Consider the following 19,176-nt stretch of genomic DNA (forward strand, 5'->3'; position numbering starts at 1 on the left):
GTAAAAATCTGATCTTTAGTGGCATAAAAAGGCTAAAAACATGGCTTAAACCATCAAGGATCATATTTTTACTAACTAAACACCTCCTTTTAATGCCATTTTTCACCTTGTTAGTAAAAACCTGATCTGAGCCTAACTAAATCTCCTTTTAAAGTTAATTAATTGTTTTTATTTTGTAATTTAAACGTGCTTTTTTAGTGAGCAAAATTAAACAATGATCGCCAATTCGCTATAAACCAATTTTTTACTAACCAATCAGATCCAACCAGTTTATTTTAAAAATAATATTGCTTTAGCTCAGCGCTGATAAGGCATATACTGGAAAAATTGTTTTTAAATTTTAATACTTTGAGTGACATGTCTGCTAACTTATCAAAAAATGATTTAATGGCTATTTTTGAAGAAATTAAAAATGAGCAGGCTACCCAGTTTCCTCTTTCTGAGCGATTCATAAAAAAATTATTTAAACCCGCGGTGTTGGCCAAAGGAAAATCGTACTATAAAAACGGCCAAATCAGTTGGTTAGAACATAATGCAGATTTTTCTGTGGTTGACTCTACGGTGCAAGGTGATAAAGGAATCGCGTTCAACCAACGTATTGAGATCAGTAAATTACCAACTGGTTATTCGGTCGATACCCACTGTACCTGTAATGTTAAAACTAAATGCCGCCATTTGGCCGCTATTTTGTTAAAGCTTAAAATTGAGCATTCTGGTGAGTACGGTGAAGATTATTTTATTAATGATTGGTTTAGTGAACTAAGCGCACTTAAAAACACCGACCAAGCTCAACCCTCGCAAGTATTACTGTTTGTATTAGACATAGAAAACAACAAAGTATTTTTAACCCCTAAAATTGCCAACTACGATAAAAATAATAATTATGCACTTGGGCGAAATTTAACTGAGCAACAGCTTAATAGTTTTGTAACCCCTAGCGATTTGCTCGAAAGTGATTTTAGATTATATAGCTGGATCCGCTCGCAAAATGCGGTCGGTAATATTGAGCTTAAAGGGCAATGGGGATTTAATGCCCTGCAGCAATTACTTGCCACAGACCGATTATTTTTACAACGCTCTCGAGTACCTATTAAAGCGCAACCTGGTTTACCTCTTAACTTTGTTTGGGAAAAACAAAAAGAGGTAACCCAGTTAAAAATTCACTTGGATCAAATTCCTAATTGGGCGTTAATTAAAACAACGCCGCCTATCTACTTAGATTTAGATAAATATAAATTAGGCCGTATTCGTACGCCCCTCAGTGCTGATGAAATTGCGCACTTACAAACTATACCGGCGCTGCACGATACAAACTTTGACCGAATTTATAAGCAGCTTGCTGATAACTTTGGTGTAGGTGTTATTCCCCACCCTACTAATACACCAAGCACGCCTGTTAAGTCGTTGAGTAATGCCATACTTAAAGTCAGCATGTCGGGCTCAGTAATGGCTATTTCGTTATCGTTTAAGTATAAAAATAAAAACTATTTAGCGGGCACCGCGCCTGCAAAGTTAATTAATAGCGCCTTCGAAAACACCGTTACCAATGAGTTAGTCAACTTAGGCTTCGATTTTTGTAAAGGGGGTTTACACAGCGAGTTTATTTTTAGTCAGGAATCGGCTATTCACTTACATTGGCTAGTTCACGAGGTACTGCCCAGCTTTAAACAACGCGGTTGGCAAGTATCAATGAGCAAAGTTAATGTTGCTGATACTAAAAGCCAAATCTCATTGCATGTAAACAGAGCTGCAGGTCATCAAATGCATAGTAAAGTAATGCTAAACGATACCAAAGTAGCCACCCTATTAAATGTAAATAATAAACTGTATGAATCGTTAAACCGTCAAAGTGAATTATTTTATTACTACCCTGTTGGCCGTCAATTTGGGGTTATTGATAAAGCAGCGTTTAATTTATTAATTGAGTTTAAACTGCGATTTGAATTTATTAAAACCCGTGACGAATTTAACATTCCGCTTTCATACTTACCTGAATTAGTTCAGCACACAGCTATTAATGTAGAGCTACATGACCCGTCACTAGAGCGTTACCTTGATGAACTAAATAACGATGCACTGCTATCACCTAACACTGCCATTCATGGCTTACACGATTCTGTAGTATTAAGAGAGTATCAGCAAGAAGGCGTGGCTTGGCTTAACTTTTTAAAGCGTAATCAGTTAGGTGGGATTTTAGCGGATGATATGGGCTTGGGTAAAACGTTACAAGTGATTGCCTACTTAGCAAGCTCATACAATACACCGCAAGCAGGGCCTACGCTTATTGTGTGCCCTACAAGTTTAGTGAGTAATTGGCAAAACGAAATTACCAAGTTCGCAAAAAGCTTAAAAGTGACCACTATTTTTGGTGCACACCGAAATGATTCGTTGCAGCATTTGGCACAAGCTCAGTGTATTTTAACCACGTATCCGCTATTAAAACGTGACATTGCTTATTACTCACCGCTGTATTTTGAAAACATTATTCTTGATGAAGCCCAGTATATTAAAAACGATACCGCACAAGTTTCGCGGTTGGTAAAACGTTTAAATGCCGACTTTAAGCTTTGTTTAAGTGGCACCCCAATTGAAAACAATTTATTTGAATTAAAGTCATTGCTCGACTTTGCTATGCCTTCGCTATTAGGTTCACAGGCGCACTTTAAGCAGCATTTTCAAGGCCCTATTGAACGCGAAAGCAATATTGAACGTGCAGAGCAACTAAAAGCGTTAATTATGCCGTTTATTTTGCGCCGTACTAAAGCCCAAGTGGCTCAAGAGCTGCCGCAAAAAACCGAACTTATAAAAGAGTTTGAGTTTGAACCTAAACAAAAAGATATGTACCAAGGTATAACCCGTGCGCTTGAAGAGAAACTCATTGATTTATTTGCCGAGCAAGGCGTACAAAAAAGTAAACTCGCTTTTTTAGAAGCTTTATTAAAGTTACGCCAAATTTGTTGTCATCCTAAACTCATTGAACCTGAAACTGAGGCAGCCAGTGCTAAATTAGAATGGTTATCGAGTCACTTACCTTTAATGCTTAGCCTTGGCCGTAAAGTGATTATATTTAGCCAGTTTACCTCTGCCCTTGATTTAATTGCCGAGCGTTTAAATGAGCTAAATATTAATTTTAGTATGCTAACTGGGCAAACGCGTCATCGCGATAAAGTAATAGACGAATTCACCAGTGGTAACACTTCCGTGTTTTTAATTAGCTTAAAAGCCGGTGGTACAGGGCTTAATTTAACCCAAGCCGACACCGTTATTCATTTTGATCCATGGTGGAACCCAGCCGTTGAAAAACAAGCCACCGATCGTGCTTATCGAATTGGGCAAACAAACCCAGTGTTTGTTTATAAACTAATTATGGCTAACTCTATTGAACAAAAAGTATTTCAAATGCAGCAAGATAAGCAAGCGCTTGTAGATGCATTATTTACCGAAAAATCAATGAGTTTTACCCAGTTTGACGAACAACAAATGCTGTCTTTAATTAAAAGCTAAAATAATTTTAAAAAATCATGACGAGTTTTTGAACTTATTTAAATTGTAGGCGTCTATTAATATGCTTGGTTAAATTGCAGTTTCTCCAAGCTTTCATGTTGATATCCCATATAGTAGTTACTAGACATAGTAATGATTAAGCCAGCCAGTAATGCGCTGGCTTTTTTTTTGCTTTTAAAAATATTTATTTTTTTATTTAATTTATTTTGAACTAATCACAAATGGCTGGGTCTATTATTATGCTTGTAGTTGATGTGTTGTTATACAAGTTTCATGTTGATTTCCCTGTTTGATTACTAATTTAGTAATATTGAGCCAGCTTTATTAGCTGGCTTTTTTTATGCCTCAAATTCAACTTTTTTAAAATTATTTTGAACTAATTTAATCAGAGCGCGTCTACAATTATGCTTGTAGTTGATATGTTGTTTTACAAGTTTCATGTTGATTTCCCTGTTTGATTACTAATTTAGTAATATTGAGCCAGCTTTACTAGCTGGCTTTTTTTATGCGCTTAATTTAGTGTTTTACCCTACTGCTAAAGAGCGTAATTCGTTATGATGGCATGTCACTAAATTTTAAAAGTTTATTCTATGTTTACTTCGTTTTTATCCCATTTAGATTGGTTAAGTGTTGGTACTGGCGCTATAGCCGGTATGGCTATTTTCAGCGTTGTATCAGTCCAGTTAAGCAAAAAAATAAAGCGCCAAGTGAGTGAGCAGCAACAACAGTTATTGTTATTACAAAGCCAGTATGAGCATACGCAAAATCAATATGCCTCTTTAGTGGAAGAGCACGACTTGTTAGGACTTACACATCAAGAGCAGCGGGATCAGTCTCAGCATTTTAAAACCCGTTTAACTGAGCAAGAAAAGCAAAGCCAACTTTATAATCAATATTGGCGTAAAGCCGAAGCCGAGCTAACCGCCCTGCGCGAGCAATACAATCTTCGCGATGTAGAGCTTAATAATATACGCACTACCCTTGAGCAAAAGCAGCAGCATTTTAGTGAACAACTCGCCCATATAGAGCAAAGTAAAGAAACGCTTAAAAAAGAATTTGAAAATTTAGCTAACCAAATATTAGAAGAAAAGTCGCAAAAATTTAAAACCCTCAATCAAGAAAGCATAGAGCAGTTACTTAAGCCGGTTCAAGGTGAGCTAAAAGGCTTTAGAGATAAAATGGAGTCTATTCACGTTGAAGACTTACAGCAACGTGCAGCACTTAAAACCGAGCTGCTTCATTTACAAGCCAAAAGCCAAGCAATTACCGAGCAGGCCGATAAGCTAAGCAATGCTTTACAAGGGCAAAAGAAAACCCAAGGTAATTGGGGCGAACTCATGCTCGAAAACGTGCTTGATAGCGCAGGCCTGCGCGCTGGCACCGATTACAAGCGAGAAGTGTCGTTTAATACCGAAGACGGCCGTTTGCGCCCTGATGTTGTGGTGTATTTACCTCAAGGTCGCCACTTAGTGATTGATGCAAAAACATCGTTAAATGCCTATACCCGTTATGTAAATGCCGAAACAGAGCTTGAGTCTCAACAAGCGATTAAAGAGCATGTAAATGCCGTAACTGCCCGTATAAATGAGCTGGCCAGTAAATCGTATGACCGCCTACCAGGAATAAACTCGCCTGAGGTTGTTATTATGTTTGTACCCATAGAATCCGCCTTTGTAGAAGCACTTAAATACCAAAGCGACATTTACCAGCAAGCAATAGAAAAAAACATTTTGGTTGCTACCCCTACTACCCTGCTAACCAGTTTAAATATTGTTAAACAGTTATGGCGCTTTGAAGAGCAAACTAAATATTCAAAAGAGCTGGCTAATCGTGCTGAGCGTTTTTACAGTAAACTCAACGGCTTTTTAACCAGTATGGAAGGCGTGGGTAAACAGCTCGATAAAGCCAAAGAAACCTACGATAAAGCATTTTCTCAGTTATACCGTGGTAAAGGTAACTTAATTAAACAAGCCTCAGAATTTAAAGAGCTGGGTGTATCGGTGCAAAAAGAGTTACCTCAAGAAAGCGTTGAACGCGCTCACTTAGAGCTTGATGAATAAACACCACACATAATTTTTGCGCACTGAGGTTGTGCGTTTATGTGGCTAGTTATTTACTAACTGCGCAGGCACTATAATTATATCTGTCCTTTAGGATTAACCACATGCAACGCCCAACCGTTTTTTTCATTTCACATGGTGGCGGCCCAATGCCATTACTAGGTGATGCCAACCATGCAGAAATGCGAGCTTGCTTAGAACAGGTTGCCGCTACAATCCCAAAGCCCTCTGCTATCTTAATGGTCAGCGCGCATTGGGAAGCTCAACCAATTAGTATAACCGCGCACTCTTCACCGCCACTTATTTACGATTACTACGGTTTTCCTGAGCAGGCGTATCAATTAACTTACCCTTGTGTTGGCGAGCCGCAACTTGCTAATTTAGTACAGCAAGCGCTCGCAACACATAATATTGACTCAAAACTCGATCCACAGCGTGGCTACGATCACGGTATGTTTGTACCGTTAAAAATTATGTATCCAGAGGCCGATATTCCCTGTGTGCAAATATCCTTGCACCCAAGCCTTGATCCGCTGTTGCATGTTGAAATTGGTAAAGCGTTGCAAAGTATTGATTACGATAACTTATTAATTATAGGCTCAGGCTTTACCTTCCATAATATGCGCGCTTTTGGTGTTACTCAGTCAAACGATGTTAACCAGCAAAATCAGGCATTTGAAAATTGGCTGGTAAGCACAATCGCAGATCAAACATTAACCGAGCAACAGCGTGAACAGCAATTATTAGCATGGCAGCAAGCTCCAGCTGCACGCTTTAATCACCCCAGAGAAGAGCACTTGTTACCGCTACATGTATGCTATGGCGCTGCTATGTGTGCAAGCACTGAGGTATTTGAATTAAATATTGCCAATAAGCGAGCCAGTATGTATTTGTGGCAATAATAAAAAACACGCCAGACTTTGCTAGGCGTGTTTTTTGGTTCTACTGTATTTATTACAGTGGTTAAGCGTAAGCAATTACCATTTCATTTCGCCTTTATGAACTTTAGCGCCAATGCTAAGAGCCATAGGTAATACAGCCTCTGGGTATGAGTTGGTCATTTTATCTATCAGCAGCTTACTGCTATCACTACTTTGCTTAGCGTGTGCAAAATCCTTTAAATACTGGATTGAAAAATCAATATTTGCAGCATCTAATTGAGTGCCTGCTTTCATATGCCCAGGGATCACCACGTCAGGGTTGAGTGCTTTCATTTCATTAAGTTGCTTTGCCCATGCATTTTGCTCTGCCTGAGTTTGTGCATCGGCCATCCATAAATGAACATTAGCGTATACAGCCACATTCCCTAAAATAGCTTTATTATCAGGTATCCATAAATATGGGCGATGATTATGCTCACCCTCTGTGCCACGAATTTCAATGGTATGGCCTTCTATTTTTAAGCTATTACCATTAAATACCTTAGGTACGACGGGGTTTTTTGGTGCGTTTTCACCCATTTTTGGGGTCCAGAAAGCAAGTTTACCTTTAAGCTTTGCTGCTATTTTTTGGTGCACTGCGGGCGTAGTAATAACCTCTGCCTCAGGATAAAACTGTTGTAACACTTCAGCGCCAAAGTAGTAATCAGGATCGGCCTGGCTAATAAAAATAGTTTTTAGTTGTTTACCAGAGTCAATTACTTTGGCGGCAATGCGCAGTGCATCGGCTTTGGTAAATCCGGTATCAATCAAAATTGCATCGGTACGGCCATAAACCAGCGTGGCATTAACATGAAAGCTATTGCTGTCAGCGTTATACACATCAAGGGTTAATGGGGTTTCGTCTGCAATAGCGATATTGCTGGTTAATAGTGTGCTTAATAAAAGCGTGCGTAGGTTCATGGTATTCTCATCATTGGTTGCTAATGCGAGCATAATAAAGGTTTGATATGTTCAGAAAAACAACCAATAATTAGCATCATTGTTTCATAAATCGTGCAAATACTATGGATAAACTCACCGCAGCGCAGGTTTTTGTTGATGTTGCCTACTCAGGCAGTTTTACTGCCACTGCCGATCGGCTTGAAATGTCACGCCCTATGGTTACTCGTCATATTGAGTCGGCAGAAGCATGGCTCAATACTCGTTTGCTACACCGAACTACCCGCAAAGTTACACTTACCACCGCTGGCGAGGCCTGTTTACCCGAAATAGAGCAATGGTTAGCACAGGCTAACCGTTTAGTTGAACAAACTAAAAGCCAGCAACAGTTGTCAGGTAAAATTCGAGTAGCGACCAGTATGTCGTTAGGCTTTGCACAATTAGCCCCTATATTTACACGCTTTATGAAACGTCACCCTAACGTGCAAATAGACATAGATCTTGAAGACTCAACCACAGATCTAATAGAGCAGCGTGTTGATTTGGCAATACGTATTGCAGCCAATCCTGATCCTTCGTTAATAGGTAAACCTATTGCCGAGTGTGAATCTATATTAGTGGCCTCAGCCAGCTACCTTGCTGATTATCCGGCAATAACGACACCACAACAGTTAAGCACTCATCAATGTTTAGGCTATAAAAACTTCGACCGATATATTTGGCATTTACACAACGGGGATGAATTTCAATCGGTTGATGTTAAATGTAATTTAAGTGCAAACGAGGCCACCACATTACTTCATGCAGCCATAGCCGGTGGTGGTATTTCAGTGCAGCCTACGTATTTGGCAAATCAATATATACTGGATGGTCGCTTGCAGCGTGTATTAGCGCCATGGACATTAAACCCAATGAAAATATATGTGCTTTACCCTTCTCGTCAGCATTTATCAGCAACAGTAAGAGCACTAATCGACACGCTCAGTGAAGAATTTAAAAATCCAGCATGGTAATTAATTATAAAAGTTTGGGTTTAAACCATAGCTTTGTGCGTTAAGCATACTGATATTCTGTAGGTTATTTTGTTACAGTAAATGTAATAAGCGCCTTAATCCATAAAGGGCAACAGACCCAAGGAACAATAACAATGAATCTGATCAAAACATCGGGCTTGGCACTGGCCATTGTTGCGGGCTTAGGCTTGCAAGCATGTTCAAGTACCAACATAACAACCAACAACAATGCAGCGATGAGTACCGTGAATAATCCATTAAGCCTAGCGCAAATTTATAAAGATAAAGAATTTAAAACCCAGCGTAGCACTTACTTTAAGTGGCTAGACGATGGCACCGGCTACACTGTGCTTGAAGAGCGCGAAAGTGAAAAAGAAAAAGCAGACGATAACAACGTCGATGATGAAAAAGAGCACGGCGTAAAAGGCAACGACATTGTATTTTACAATGCTGACGGTACAGGCCGTAAAGTACTGGTTGAGTTTGAAAAGCTGTTGCCAGAGGGCGCAGACGAGCCATTTGCAATCGAAAGCTATCAGTGGTCAAAAGACGGTAAATGGCTGATGGTATTTACCAACAGTGAGCAAGTTTGGCGCTCACGCAGCCGAGGCGACTTTTGGTTACTTAACCTTGAGACTAACCAATTACAGCAACTTGGTGGCTTGGATGTTGAGCCTACTAAGTTAATGTTTGCTAAGTTCTCGCCAGATAGCTCAAAAGTGGCTTACGTACGCGATAACAACATTTACATGCAATCGGTTGGCAGTAACGATGTAACCGCGCTTACAACCGATGGCAGCGCCACCATAGTTAACGGTAATTTTGATTGGGTATACGAAGAAGAATTCACCATTGCCGATGGTTTTCGTTGGAGCCCCGACAACAAATCAATCGCCTATTGGCAGCTTGATACCAGTGACGTTAAATTTTTCACTATGATCAATAACACCGACGAACTGTACCCTACCCTTAAAGAATTCCCTTATCCTAAGGCCGGTGAAACCAACTCTGCCGTGCGTGTTGGTGTGGTAAGCCTTGCTGATAAACAAACCCGTTGGGCTGAGCTTGAAGGCGATAACCGCGACCGTTATATTCCGCGTATTAGCTGGGCTGGCACCGGTAATGAATTAATGATTCAAGACTTAAACCGCCCGCAAAGCCATAACAAAGTGTGGTTGTTTGATTGGCAAAAGCAGCAACTGACCAAGATTTTAGAAGACAAAGACGATGCGTTTATCGAATGGTTTTATAAAGCAAACTGGTCAAAAGACGGCGAGTTTTTTATTTGGCATAGCGAACGCGACGGTTGGCGTCATCTTTATCGTGTATCGCGCGATGGCAAGACTATTATCGACCTAACCCCTGGCGATTACGACATTATTGATATGCTTACCATCAATGAAGATAAAAACGTGATGTATTTTATTGCCTCGCCAAACGATCCTGGTCAGCGTTATTTATACAGCACACCGCTTGATGGCAGCAGCAAACCGGTACGGGTAACACCTGCTGAGTTTGAGGGATCAAACAGCTACTACATGTCAAAAGATGCCTCGTGGGCAATGCATACTTACTCTAAATTTGGTACGCCACCGACTAAAGAGATCATTAAAGTGAGCGATCACAGTAATGTAAAAACCTTAGTTGAAAATACAAAGCTCAAACAAAAGCTGGCTGAACAAAGCTTACCCAAGCATGAGTTTTTTAAAGTAAACGCGCAAGATGGTACCGAGCTTGACGGCTACATTATGTTCCCAGAGAACATGGATAAAAGTAAAAAATACCCAATTGTATTTTACGTATACGGCGAACCATGGGGCTCTACCGTGCAAGACCGCTGGGAAGGCAACAGTTACCTGTATAAAGCACTGTTAACGCAAAAAGGCTTTATTGTGGCATCGGTTGATAACCGCGGTACACGTGCACCAAAAGGCCGCGATTGGCGTAAATCGATTTATAAAAAAATTGGTTCTATCACAGTGCAAGACCAAGTAGACGCCCTAGATGCTATGGCTAAACGTTGGGATGTAATAGACACCGATCGCGTTGGCGTATGGGGACACTCAGGCGGCGGTAGCTCAACCCTTAATTTACTGTTCCGCCATGGCGATAAATTTAAAGTAGGCATTGCCTCAGCACCCGTGCCAGATATACGTTTATACGACACCATTTACCAAGAGCGTTATGCGGGTAACCCAAACACCGATCCTGAGAGTTACGATAACACCTCGCCGATTACCTTTGCTAAAAACCTAACCGGTAAGCTATTGCTTATTCACGGCACAGGCGATGATAACGTGCATTACCAAGGCTCAGAGCGTTTAATTGACGAGCTTGTAAAGCATAACAAGCAGTTTGAGTTTTTCTCATACCCTAACCGCTCACATAGCCTACGTGAAGGTAAAGGCACGACCTTGCATTACCATACTATGATGGCCGATTTTTTTGAAAAGCACTTACTAAACAAGTAATCGTTTTAAAAAAATAAAATACTAAAGCCGCACACTAACAATTAGTGTGCGGCTTTTTTAATCAAAATGGTGCGGGGGTTTACAGCTGAGGTCAAAGGTTAAAGGAAAAAGGGCAAAGGTTTTTAGTTATTGTGAGTTGGGTAGAGTCGAACAAAGCCCAACAAGGAAATACTGCTCAATGGCAATAATTGAATCATTTATTGCTAAACATAACTTGGAATTAGAGAGGTATTAAAAAAGTAGCATCCTTGCTACTACAAGTGCGATATTAAGAGCTTGGTTGCGAAGGTTGATACTTATTAACGAGAATGTGCTGCAAACTTTTAAGTGCTCGCTTTATCGCTTGCAGCATACTTCTTCCCTTTGTATTTACATTAATACTGGGTAGCCCAGGCAAAAGAATATTAATTTTGCATTGCTGCAAAGTGCCGTGGCGATCACTCGAAAGATCATTTATTTGAATCTCAACTTTACGAATATTCAAAGCATGTTTTGCCAATTGGCTTTTTATCAACTTTAAAAGCGACATCTTTTCACTTGCGTTAATTATCTTGTTTTTAACTGTAAGTTTTAGCTTCATGCAATTACACCTTTTAATAGTAACTATGTTGCAGGCATGACTGTAATCTACTAACTTAGTGGCAAAGGAAAAAGCTGATTATTTCTTACTTTAAAACAGGTATTTTCGAATGATTACCAACATTAACTACAATCACTTATATTATTTTTGGCAAGTAAGTAAGCACGGCAGTATTGCAGCGGCGAGTAAAATACTTAATTTAACGCCGCAAACGGTGAGCTCGCAAATTACTAACTTAGAGCAACGACTAGGAAAACCGCTATTTATTCGTCAAGGGCGAGGCCTACAGTTAACGGAATTTGGCCATGTAACCCAGCAATACACCAATGATATGTTTGCTATTGCCCATGAATGGCTAGAAACCACGCAAGGTGATACCACGCACTATTCACGAACGTTAAAGGTGGGTATTTCAGACGTGTTGCCTAAATCACTGGTGTCGAAGTGGCTAGCGCCTTTAATTAATAACGACCGTATTACAAACTTACACTGTATTGACGGCCAACAAGATGAGCTGCTTGCACAAATGGCGATTCATAAGCTCGACTTAGTGTTAGCCGATAAACCACTCGATACCACCTTGCCATTTAAGGCGTTTTGCCATGAAATAGGTAAAAGCCAAATTGCTCTTTTTGGTAACGAAACATGGCATTCGCAGTTACATAAGCAGTTTCCGCAGTCTTTAAATAACAAGCCTCTAGTGCTCCCCGCAAAAGAAAGCCCCGTCGCGCGTGCTATTTATTATTGGCTGCAAGAGCAAGACATTGAAATGACAATAGCAGGCCATGTTGACGACAGCGCATTAATGAAGTCACTCGGTGAGCAAGGGTTTGGGATATTCCCTGCGCCTATTTTGGTAAGAGCCGAAGTAGAACGCCATTACGACGTTAATTACATTGGTAGAATTGATAATGTTTATCAGCATTATTATGCCTTTACGCCTGACAGGCTCATTAAAGACAGTATTTATGACGAGTTTATAAAGCACGCGCAAATGACGTAGATTTTAGTTAACCGTCTTAAGATTAACGGGCGTCGGGGTGCGGGTTACGGATCTAAAACCTTACACTTCTCATACTTCAAATAAATATATTAAAAATATCAACAAAGCGATAAAGAATATCGGAGTGAGCAAATAAAATATGATATTGGCTACTATTTTATTGTTATCTCTAAACTTTAATATTTTTTGGCGTGCGGCAATTAAGGCTGGAAATGTAATAAACCCTTGGATACCGATAGCTAAAGTAATAGTAAGTTGCATGATAATAATTTGCCAGTATTGCTCTGGGTCATCAATTAACGATGCTTGTTGATAGTCGCTGCCCGTCGTTCCAAGCTGATGAGCAGTTCCTGTAATTAACCCTATAGTAGGTGATATCAAAAAGAACAAAGCAACACTTAAGATTGTTTTATCAACTTTATCCCTTAATTTAACTATTTTCATAGCATCCTTGCCTTAAAGTTTATTATTTCAAAATATATTCGCAAGCAAGCCTGCGAACTTTAACTTTATCGAGTAAACATATTGATTGCCATTACAATTAATAAGCCGGCAAATATTTTCTTTATGGTTGAAACTGGCAAATAATGGGTGGCTTTAGCACCGAGTGGCGCGGTAAACCATGAGGTGCATACAATACCCAATAAAGCGGGCAAATACACAAAGCCTGCAAATCCTTGTTTTAGGCTAAATAACTGGCTGCCTGAGCTGATATAACCCAGTGAACCAAACAGCGCTATCACAATGCCTGAGGCCGAGGCGCAGCCTATGGCTTTTTTCATATCAACAGAAAAAAACGTCAGTAACGGCACCAATACTGCCCCGCCGCCAATACCAATCATGGCAGACAAGCCACCGGTTATGGTCGTATAAACACTGAGTAACCCTTTGTTTGGTAACGGGCGCGCTATTGCTGAATCATTCTTACCAGAAAAAATCATTTTAAGTGCAATTAGCACCACACTTACAGCAAATACCAAACGCACTACATGCTCAGGTAACAGCGCAGCCATAAAGCCACTAATAAGCGCGCCAAAGGCAACGCCTACCATAACCCAAGGTGCAATATTCCAGGGTACATTGCCATTTTTATGATGCGCAATAGCCGACGAGGTCGAGGTAAATAAAATAGAGGCCAGCGAGGTCGCAATGGCAACCACCACTACTTGCTCAGGTGGCAAAGCATTAAAGTGCAGTAATATCATGCTGAGTATGGGTACAATAACCAGCCCGCCCCCTATTCCTAATAAGCCTGCTAAAAAACCAACACCGCTACCTAATATGGCGCAGTATATAATTAACACTATTAAATCACTCATTCCTTTTGTCTCTTCTTATGTTAAGGGTTGTTATGCTCTGTGGCGGTGAGTTGCGTGTAAAAAACGTTTAATAAAACATCTAAGCTCACCAAGGTTTATTCGAGTATATCAACAACCGTTTATGCAAATGGCACTTTAAGTACTTATAAGTATTGAATAATACTCACGTTTTGTATGAATAAATCACAACACCCGTAAAAACATCTAGAAATCTAGACTTCTAAAGCGGTTTTTGTGAGAGGGTCATAGGTAATTAGCTGAATTTACCCATTTAACTTTGCTACAGAATGAATCTGGCTCATGTTTTACCTGAAATAATACCGTTTTTCTTCATGCTACATAGCGCGTATAAATTTATTAACTCTGCAGAGCACCATTACAGCTAACCCGTTATGTCGGTTTTAACAGCGAGTAATGCGCCATCAATAAAAGCAGCAACAACTCAAATTGAAAGGATACGGCTATGAGCACTGATCTTACATTTACTATTAAAAGCACTAACTTGGATGAAAACTATCATCCATCAAATAACACACGTATCACGACCAACTTCGCTAATTTAGCAAGGGGTGAAAGCCGCCAACAAAACCTGCGTAATACCCTAAAAATGATCAACAATCGTTTTAATGCTCTGGCTAGTTGGGATAACCCACAAGGGGATCGTTACGAGGTTGAGCTCGAGATCATTTCGGTTGATTTAGACATTGCAGGCAGTGGCCAAGCATTTCCGTCAATTGAGGTATTAAAAACCAATATTATTGACCGTCAAACCAACGAGCGAATTGAAGGCATGGTGGGTAATAACTTTTCATCCTATGTGCGCGACTACGACTTTAGCGTGTTATTGCTTGAGCATAACAAAAGCAAACCGCAATTTAGTATCCCCGATAATTTTGGTGACTTACACGGTAAGTTGTTTAAATGCTTTGTAAACTCAGATACCTATAAACAGCATTTTAAAAAGCCACCGGTTATTTGTTTAAGCGTGTCTGATAACAAAACCTATCAGCAAACCGAAAATCTACACCCTATCTTAGGCGTAGAGTATCAGCCTAATGAATCGTCGTTAACTGAGCAATATTTTAAAAAAATGGGCTTACAAGTGCGCTACTTTATGCCACCAAACAGCGTTGCACCGTTAGCGTTTTACTTTTTTGGTGACCTACTTAACGACTACAGCAATCTTGAACTAATTAGCACCATTAGCACCATGGAAACGTTTCAAAAAATTTATCGTCCAGAAATTTATAACGCTAATGCCGCCGCAGGTAGTCGTTATAAACCAAATTTAAAAAATGATGATCATTCATTAACGCAAATTGTGTATGACCGCGCAGAGCGAGGTCAATTAGCGGTTGAGCAAGGCAAATTTACCGAGCAGCACTTTATTAAGCCTTATCAATCAGTGCTGCAGCAGTTCTCGGCAAGTATCGCTTAATCACACAACAAAATTAAAGGCAGCATTTATTATGAAAAAACTATTACCTACTTCATCAGCAGGCAGCTTGCCAAAACCGTCATGGCTTGCCGAACCCGAAACCTTATGGTCACCATGGAAATTACAAGGTAGCGAACTGGTTGATGGCAAACACGACGCCCTGCGTATTTCTCTGCACGAGCAACAAACCGCAGGTGTAGATATAGTCAGCGACGGCGAACAAACCCGTCAACACTTTGTAACCACCTTTATTGAGCACTTAAATGGCGTTGATTTTGAAAACCGCAGAACAGTTAAAATTCGCGACCGTTACGACGCCAGCGTACCCACAGTGGTTGGCCCTGTGTCTCGCACTAAATCGGTATTTGTTGAAGACGCAAAGTTTTTACGCCAGCAAACCAGCCAACCAATTAAATGGGCACTGCCTGGGCCCATGACTATGATCGACACCCTGTATGACGATCATTATAAAAGCCGTGAAAAACTAGCATGGGAATTTGCTAAAATACTTAACCAAGAAGCCAAAGAGCTAGAAGCCGCAGGGGTTGATATAATTCAATTTGATGAACCTGCTTTTAACGTGTTTTTTGACGAGGTAAACGACTGGGGCATAGCCTGTCTAGAGCGAGCCATAGAAGGGTTAAAATGCGAAACCGCCGTGCATATTTGCTACGGCTACGGCATTAAAGCCAACACCGATTGGAAGAAAACCCTCGGCACCGAGTGGCGACAATACGAAGAAGTATTCCCTAAGCTGCAAAAATCGAATATTGATATTATTTCGCTCGAATGCCAAAATTCACATGTACCCATAGAGCTACTCGAACTCGTACGCGGTAAAAAAATAATGGTGGGCGCAATCGATGTAGCCACCAATACCATAGAAACCCCTGAAGAGGTGGCAAAAACCCTACGCGAAGCGCTTAAATATGTAGATGCCGACAAACTATACCCCTGCACCAACTGCGGCATGGCCCCCCTGCCGCGCGACATCGCAAACGGCAAACTCAACGCTCTTAGCAAAGGCGCAGAGCTAGTTCGTAACGAACTGTTAGCAGCCAGTTATTAGCAGTGATTGTTGCTTAATTTTAGCTACAGCTGCTGTAAAAAAGCCACATCTTAACACGTGTTGAAGTGTGTCTTTTTTAATCAAAATGTAACGGGGGTTTACAGTTAAAATGCAAGGTTAAAGGCAAAAGGTGTTAGGTGAAAGGTTTAAAGTTCGTTGAATATTGGTTGAGTGCAACAAATTAGCTTAAGTAATCAAACCTAACTGACTGCTAGGTATTATTGATTGACAAGTACCCCATTTGCAGAGAATGGCAACGCCAGCATTTGCGGCTGGTTTGGAGCGCAGCGGAAAACCAGTCCGACAACATGCGCTTGTTAAATGGCATTGCCGATGACTACCGGCAAGGGGATAACTGCCTCTAATTTACAATTATTCCCTCTTTCACCGGCCCAGTACTTACGAGCCAATTCGTATGCCCCAATTATAGAACCACCCAGATATAACAAGTTTTGATCTGCTATAAATGCCTGTTCGCTTTCCACTTCATATATAGAGCAAGCCCCTCCCGAACTTACGTTAAATTTTTTGGCATCATCCAATTCACACCATGCGAACATAGATTGCATTCGTGATGGTAATTGAGGGAATTCACTTTTCCTGACAAGCTCAAATATCGCTTCTACCATTGGAGTTGTGTGAGTTATTTGTAGCGGATTTCTTGTGCCATTTTCAAAGATAACAAGACCATGTTTAATCAAATATTGGAATCCATGTTCAGACAAACCCTCAGGGTACATTTGATTTATTCTAGAAATTACATCGTCCTCATCGTATACATTCTGAACTGTCCAAATTTGATAATCAGAGTAATTACTCTTTAAACCAAATGTAATATTTTTAGCTACGTTACCTGAACGGTCAACAGTATAAAACTTCGGCACAATTTCTCCTTCGCCATTTAACAATTTAATAGTGCGCCCATCGCGCATATTTCTGCCGACGTCACGCTCATTTTTCTACTTTATATAGTTTTAGCAAATAACCTAAGGTATTACTATCATTAAGTTTTCTAAAATTTAAAGTAAAGTTAAATAAAACAATATGCGCTATTTGCTAATTTTTATAAATATGTAAGCAAAGAGCTGTTTGATGAATTGATTAGCTATTATATTTATTTAATCTCAATGTTCAGTTTTTGCTCAGATTTGACTGCTCACAAGCCTACCCCGAAAAGATAGGCTAATAAACACTACTTTTAGCTATTACGTACTTTGATTGCTGCTCAGAACTTATAAACTTAACAACTCTTCTACCCATTCTAAAACGAGGCGAGTATTTCGGGTTTGAAAGCGCTGCTTATTAGGTATGTAGTAGCAAAAGTCAGATTCAACTACGTGGGTATTAAAGTTTTTAAGTAACTCGGTGTCTAATAATCGTTGTACTAGCGTGGTTGAGCAAAAAACCAGTCCTGAGCCTGCCATAGCTTCTTGAATACCAAATAGCTCTTGGTCAAATGTTTTAATACTAAATAAAGCAGGAGCTAAGTTGTTTTGAGTAAGCCATTGTTTAATTGGTGGCTCACTCAGCGCGTTGTTTTTCCATTTAGTGGTATAGAGCGTAACTGGGCCATTTTGCCATGGGATATCCGCGGCTTTGTATGATCCAAACAGGTTAAATTGCTCGGTTTTAATAATATCATATGCGTTTATATTCTGCTGTTGACCAAAGCGAATCGGTAAGGTGTGTAATTGCTTATCAACGGCTTCACTGGTTGATATATCCACTTCAAGATTGGGCTGACTTTTTGATAGCTCCTGTAATGCGGGTATTAAACGCAGTGCGGCCAGTGATGACGTAGTGGTTATTTTAACGGCGGTGCCTTTAGCTTGTACGGTAGTTAGCGCTTGGTTAATAAGGTTAAAGCCATTGCATGTTGCTTCACTTAAATATTCACCGGTGGGTGTAAGAGTGATTTTTCTAACTTGGCGGTAAAATAAATCCACATTTAAACGGTTCTCAAGGTTATTTATATGATGCGAAATCGCGGTTGGGGTGAGCGATAGTTCATCCGCGGCGGCTTTAAAACTGCCTAAACGCGCCGCAGCTTCAAAGGCTTTGAGTGCTTGTAGTGATACTTGCATGGGGGATTATTCACACCAAATAGAATTAACTTATAGATGAGTATAACTTATTTATAGTTAAGATTTACTCGTTTGTGAAATATGCCTGTTAGTAAGATGATTAACCTACATTTACTAACAGGATAAACAGTATGACTACCCTACTTCACGTTGATGCAAGCGTAAGAGCTATTAAAAACGACAACCCAGATCACGATTCAATTTCTAAAAATATTGCTAAGCAATTTATTGATAGCTTTGCAAAGCGCCAAGCTATAGATGAGTATTTTTACCGTGATGTTGGTGTGAATCCTCCGCCTTTTATTACTCAAGACTGGATAGGTGCGGTATTTACCCCTGATGATAAAAAAACCGCAGAGCAACAGCAGTTACTGGCCTTGTCAGACACATTAATCGCTGAAATTGCCGCTGCCGATATTATTGTGATTTCCTCGCCTATGTATAACTACGGTATGCCCGCACAGTTAAAGGCATGGTTTGATCAAGTAATACGTATTAACCAAACTTTTGATTTTGATCTTTCCCGTGGTGACTTTCCGCTACAACCTCTACTTGGAGGTAAAACATTAGTTGTGATCACCTCAACCGGTGAGTTTGGTTTTGAGCAAGGTGGTATACGTGAGCATATGAGCCATTTAGTGCCGCACTTACGTACATTGAGTAAATATTTAGGCGTGAGCACCATTCATGAAATTGCCTCAGAATATCAAGAGTTTGCCGATGTACGCCATCAACTATCGCTCGATAATGCTTATAGCCAAGCAGCAGCGCTAGGGCTACAGTTAAGTAATAAATAATATTTAAATATAAAAATA

Annotated in this window: 15 protein-coding genes; 9 read left to right on the forward strand and 6 right to left on the reverse strand. The window is 40.1% G+C overall.

The genetic code is table 11. From position 1 onward, the window contains the following. Positions 1 to 357 precede the first annotated feature (357 nt). The 3 genes from KK487_RS16620 (at position 358) to KK487_RS16630 (ending at position 6,466) form a co-directional block, all read left to right on the forward strand. Complete coding sequence (locus tag KK487_RS16620) at positions 358 to 3,504, forward strand: DEAD/DEAH box helicase (RefSeq protein WP_036955573.1); 3,147 nt, start codon at positions 358 to 360, stop codon at positions 3,502 to 3,504. Between the two features lie 590 nt (positions 3,505 to 4,094). After that, positions 4,095 to 5,564, forward strand: coding sequence for a DNA recombination protein RmuC (locus KK487_RS16625; RefSeq protein ID WP_036955571.1), 1,470 nt, complete (start codon positions 4,095 to 4,097; stop codon positions 5,562 to 5,564). A gap of 104 nt (positions 5,565 to 5,668) precedes the next feature. After that, complete coding sequence (locus KK487_RS16630) at positions 5,669 to 6,466, forward strand: DODA-type extradiol aromatic ring-opening family dioxygenase (RefSeq protein ID WP_024602469.1); 798 nt, start codon at positions 5,669 to 5,671, stop codon at positions 6,464 to 6,466. Between the two features lie 75 nt (positions 6,467 to 6,541). Here the strand turns inward: KK487_RS16630 and KK487_RS16635 are convergent, their stop codons facing one another. Next, on the reverse strand, positions 6,542 to 7,438 hold the full coding sequence (locus tag KK487_RS16635) for an MBL fold metallo-hydrolase (RefSeq protein ID WP_128860824.1): 897 nt from the start codon (positions 7,436 to 7,438) through the stop codon (positions 6,542 to 6,544). A gap of 71 nt (positions 7,439 to 7,509) precedes the next feature. Here KK487_RS16635 and KK487_RS16640 point away from each other — a divergent pair, with 71 nt between their 5' ends. Beyond that, positions 7,510 to 8,397 (forward strand): LysR family transcriptional regulator, encoded by an 888-nt coding sequence (locus KK487_RS16640; protein ID WP_024602467.1) that lies wholly within the window; start codon positions 7,510 to 7,512, stop codon positions 8,395 to 8,397. A 134-nt stretch (positions 8,398 to 8,531) separates the two neighbouring features. Then, on the forward strand, positions 8,532 to 10,868 hold the full coding sequence (locus KK487_RS16645; RefSeq protein ID WP_024602466.1) for a S9 family peptidase: 2,337 nt from the start codon (positions 8,532 to 8,534) through the stop codon (positions 10,866 to 10,868). Between the two features lie 268 nt (positions 10,869 to 11,136). On the opposite strand, the gene KK487_RS16650 is transcribed toward KK487_RS16645, so the two are convergent. Beyond that, complete coding sequence (locus KK487_RS16650) at positions 11,137 to 11,448, reverse strand: hypothetical protein (RefSeq protein WP_013462778.1); 312 nt, start codon at positions 11,446 to 11,448, stop codon at positions 11,137 to 11,139. Positions 11,449 to 11,557: 109 nt separating this feature from the next. On the opposite strand from KK487_RS16650, the gene nhaR reads away from it, so the two are divergent. Continuing rightward, a complete protein-coding gene (gene nhaR, locus KK487_RS16655; protein WP_024602465.1) occupies positions 11,558 to 12,451 on the forward strand; it encodes a transcriptional activator NhaR in 894 nt (297 codons plus the stop codon). 69 nt (positions 12,452 to 12,520) lie between these two features. Here the strand turns inward: nhaR and KK487_RS16660 are convergent, their stop codons facing one another. Further along, positions 12,521 to 12,895 (reverse strand): hypothetical protein, encoded by a 375-nt coding sequence (locus tag KK487_RS16660; RefSeq protein WP_024602464.1) that lies wholly within the window; start codon positions 12,893 to 12,895, stop codon positions 12,521 to 12,523. A gap of 65 nt (positions 12,896 to 12,960) precedes the next feature. Continuing rightward, the gene (locus KK487_RS16665; protein ID WP_013462781.1) at positions 12,961 to 13,770 is read right to left on the reverse strand and encodes a sulfite exporter TauE/SafE family protein; all 810 of its coding nucleotides are present in this window, start codon (positions 13,768 to 13,770) and stop codon (positions 12,961 to 12,963) included. A 463-nt stretch (positions 13,771 to 14,233) separates the two neighbouring features. On the opposite strand from KK487_RS16665, the gene KK487_RS16670 reads away from it, so the two are divergent. Continuing rightward, the gene (locus KK487_RS16670) at positions 14,234 to 15,208 is read left to right on the forward strand and encodes a DUF1852 domain-containing protein (protein ID WP_013462782.1); all 975 of its coding nucleotides are present in this window, start codon (positions 14,234 to 14,236) and stop codon (positions 15,206 to 15,208) included. A gap of 31 nt (positions 15,209 to 15,239) precedes the next feature. Further along, complete coding sequence (locus tag KK487_RS16675; RefSeq protein ID WP_128583465.1) at positions 15,240 to 16,277, forward strand: methionine synthase; 1,038 nt, start codon at positions 15,240 to 15,242, stop codon at positions 16,275 to 16,277. Positions 16,278 to 16,594: 317 nt separating this feature from the next. Here the strand turns inward: KK487_RS16675 and KK487_RS16680 are convergent, their stop codons facing one another. Together KK487_RS16680 and KK487_RS16685 are read right to left on the reverse strand one after the other, a co-directional pair. Then, a complete protein-coding gene (locus tag KK487_RS16680) occupies positions 16,595 to 17,209 on the reverse strand; it encodes a DUF2441 domain-containing protein (protein WP_051894369.1) in 615 nt (204 codons plus the stop codon). 300 nt (positions 17,210 to 17,509) lie between these two features. Next, positions 17,510 to 18,361 (reverse strand): LysR family transcriptional regulator, encoded by an 852-nt coding sequence (locus tag KK487_RS16685; protein ID WP_036955561.1) that lies wholly within the window; start codon positions 18,359 to 18,361, stop codon positions 17,510 to 17,512. 131 nt (positions 18,362 to 18,492) lie between these two features. On the opposite strand from KK487_RS16685, the gene KK487_RS16690 reads away from it, so the two are divergent. Further along, positions 18,493 to 19,158: an FMN-dependent NADH-azoreductase gene (locus KK487_RS16690; protein WP_036955558.1), complete on the forward strand. Its 666-nt coding sequence runs from the start codon at positions 18,493 to 18,495 to the stop codon at positions 19,156 to 19,158. Positions 19,159 to 19,176: the final 18 nt, after the last annotated feature.

This window comes from Pseudoalteromonas sp. SiA1 (assembly GCF_018732205.1).
Classification (GTDB): domain Bacteria; phylum Pseudomonadota; class Gammaproteobacteria; order Enterobacterales; family Alteromonadaceae; genus Pseudoalteromonas; species Pseudoalteromonas tetraodonis.

Excerpts from the sequence above, each read along its gene's own strand:
- KK487_RS16620 (WP_036955573.1), top strand. The coding sequence starts at position 358 with ATGTCTGCTAACTTATCAAAAAATGATTTAATGGCTATTTTTGAAGAA.
- KK487_RS16625 (WP_036955571.1), top strand. The coding sequence starts at position 4,095 with ATGTTTACTTCGTTTTTATCCCATTTAGATTGGTTAAGTGTTGGTACT.
- KK487_RS16630 (WP_024602469.1), top strand. The coding sequence starts at position 5,669 with ATGCAACGCCCAACCGTTTTTTTCATTTCACATGGTGGCGGCCCAATG.
- KK487_RS16635 (WP_128860824.1), bottom strand. The coding sequence starts at position 7,438 with ATGCTCGCATTAGCAACCAATGATGAGAATACCATGAACCTACGCACG.
- KK487_RS16640 (WP_024602467.1), top strand. The coding sequence starts at position 7,510 with ATGGATAAACTCACCGCAGCGCAGGTTTTTGTTGATGTTGCCTACTCA.
- KK487_RS16645 (WP_024602466.1), top strand. The coding sequence starts at position 8,532 with ATGAATCTGATCAAAACATCGGGCTTGGCACTGGCCATTGTTGCGGGC.
- KK487_RS16650 (WP_013462778.1), bottom strand. The coding sequence starts at position 11,448 with ATGAAGCTAAAACTTACAGTTAAAAACAAGATAATTAACGCAAGTGAA.
- nhaR (WP_024602465.1), top strand. The coding sequence starts at position 11,558 with ATGATTACCAACATTAACTACAATCACTTATATTATTTTTGGCAAGTA.
- KK487_RS16660 (WP_024602464.1), bottom strand. The coding sequence starts at position 12,895 with ATGAAAATAGTTAAATTAAGGGATAAAGTTGATAAAACAATCTTAAGT.
- KK487_RS16665 (WP_013462781.1), bottom strand. The coding sequence starts at position 13,770 with ATGAGTGATTTAATAGTGTTAATTATATACTGCGCCATATTAGGTAGC.
- KK487_RS16670 (WP_013462782.1), top strand. The coding sequence starts at position 14,234 with ATGAGCACTGATCTTACATTTACTATTAAAAGCACTAACTTGGATGAA.
- KK487_RS16675 (WP_128583465.1), top strand. The coding sequence starts at position 15,240 with ATGAAAAAACTATTACCTACTTCATCAGCAGGCAGCTTGCCAAAACCG.
- KK487_RS16680 (WP_051894369.1), bottom strand. The coding sequence starts at position 17,209 with ATGCGCGATGGGCGCACTATTAAATTGTTAAATGGCGAAGGAGAAATT.
- KK487_RS16685 (WP_036955561.1), bottom strand. The coding sequence starts at position 18,361 with ATGCAAGTATCACTACAAGCACTCAAAGCCTTTGAAGCTGCGGCGCGT.
- KK487_RS16690 (WP_036955558.1), top strand. The coding sequence starts at position 18,493 with ATGACTACCCTACTTCACGTTGATGCAAGCGTAAGAGCTATTAAAAAC.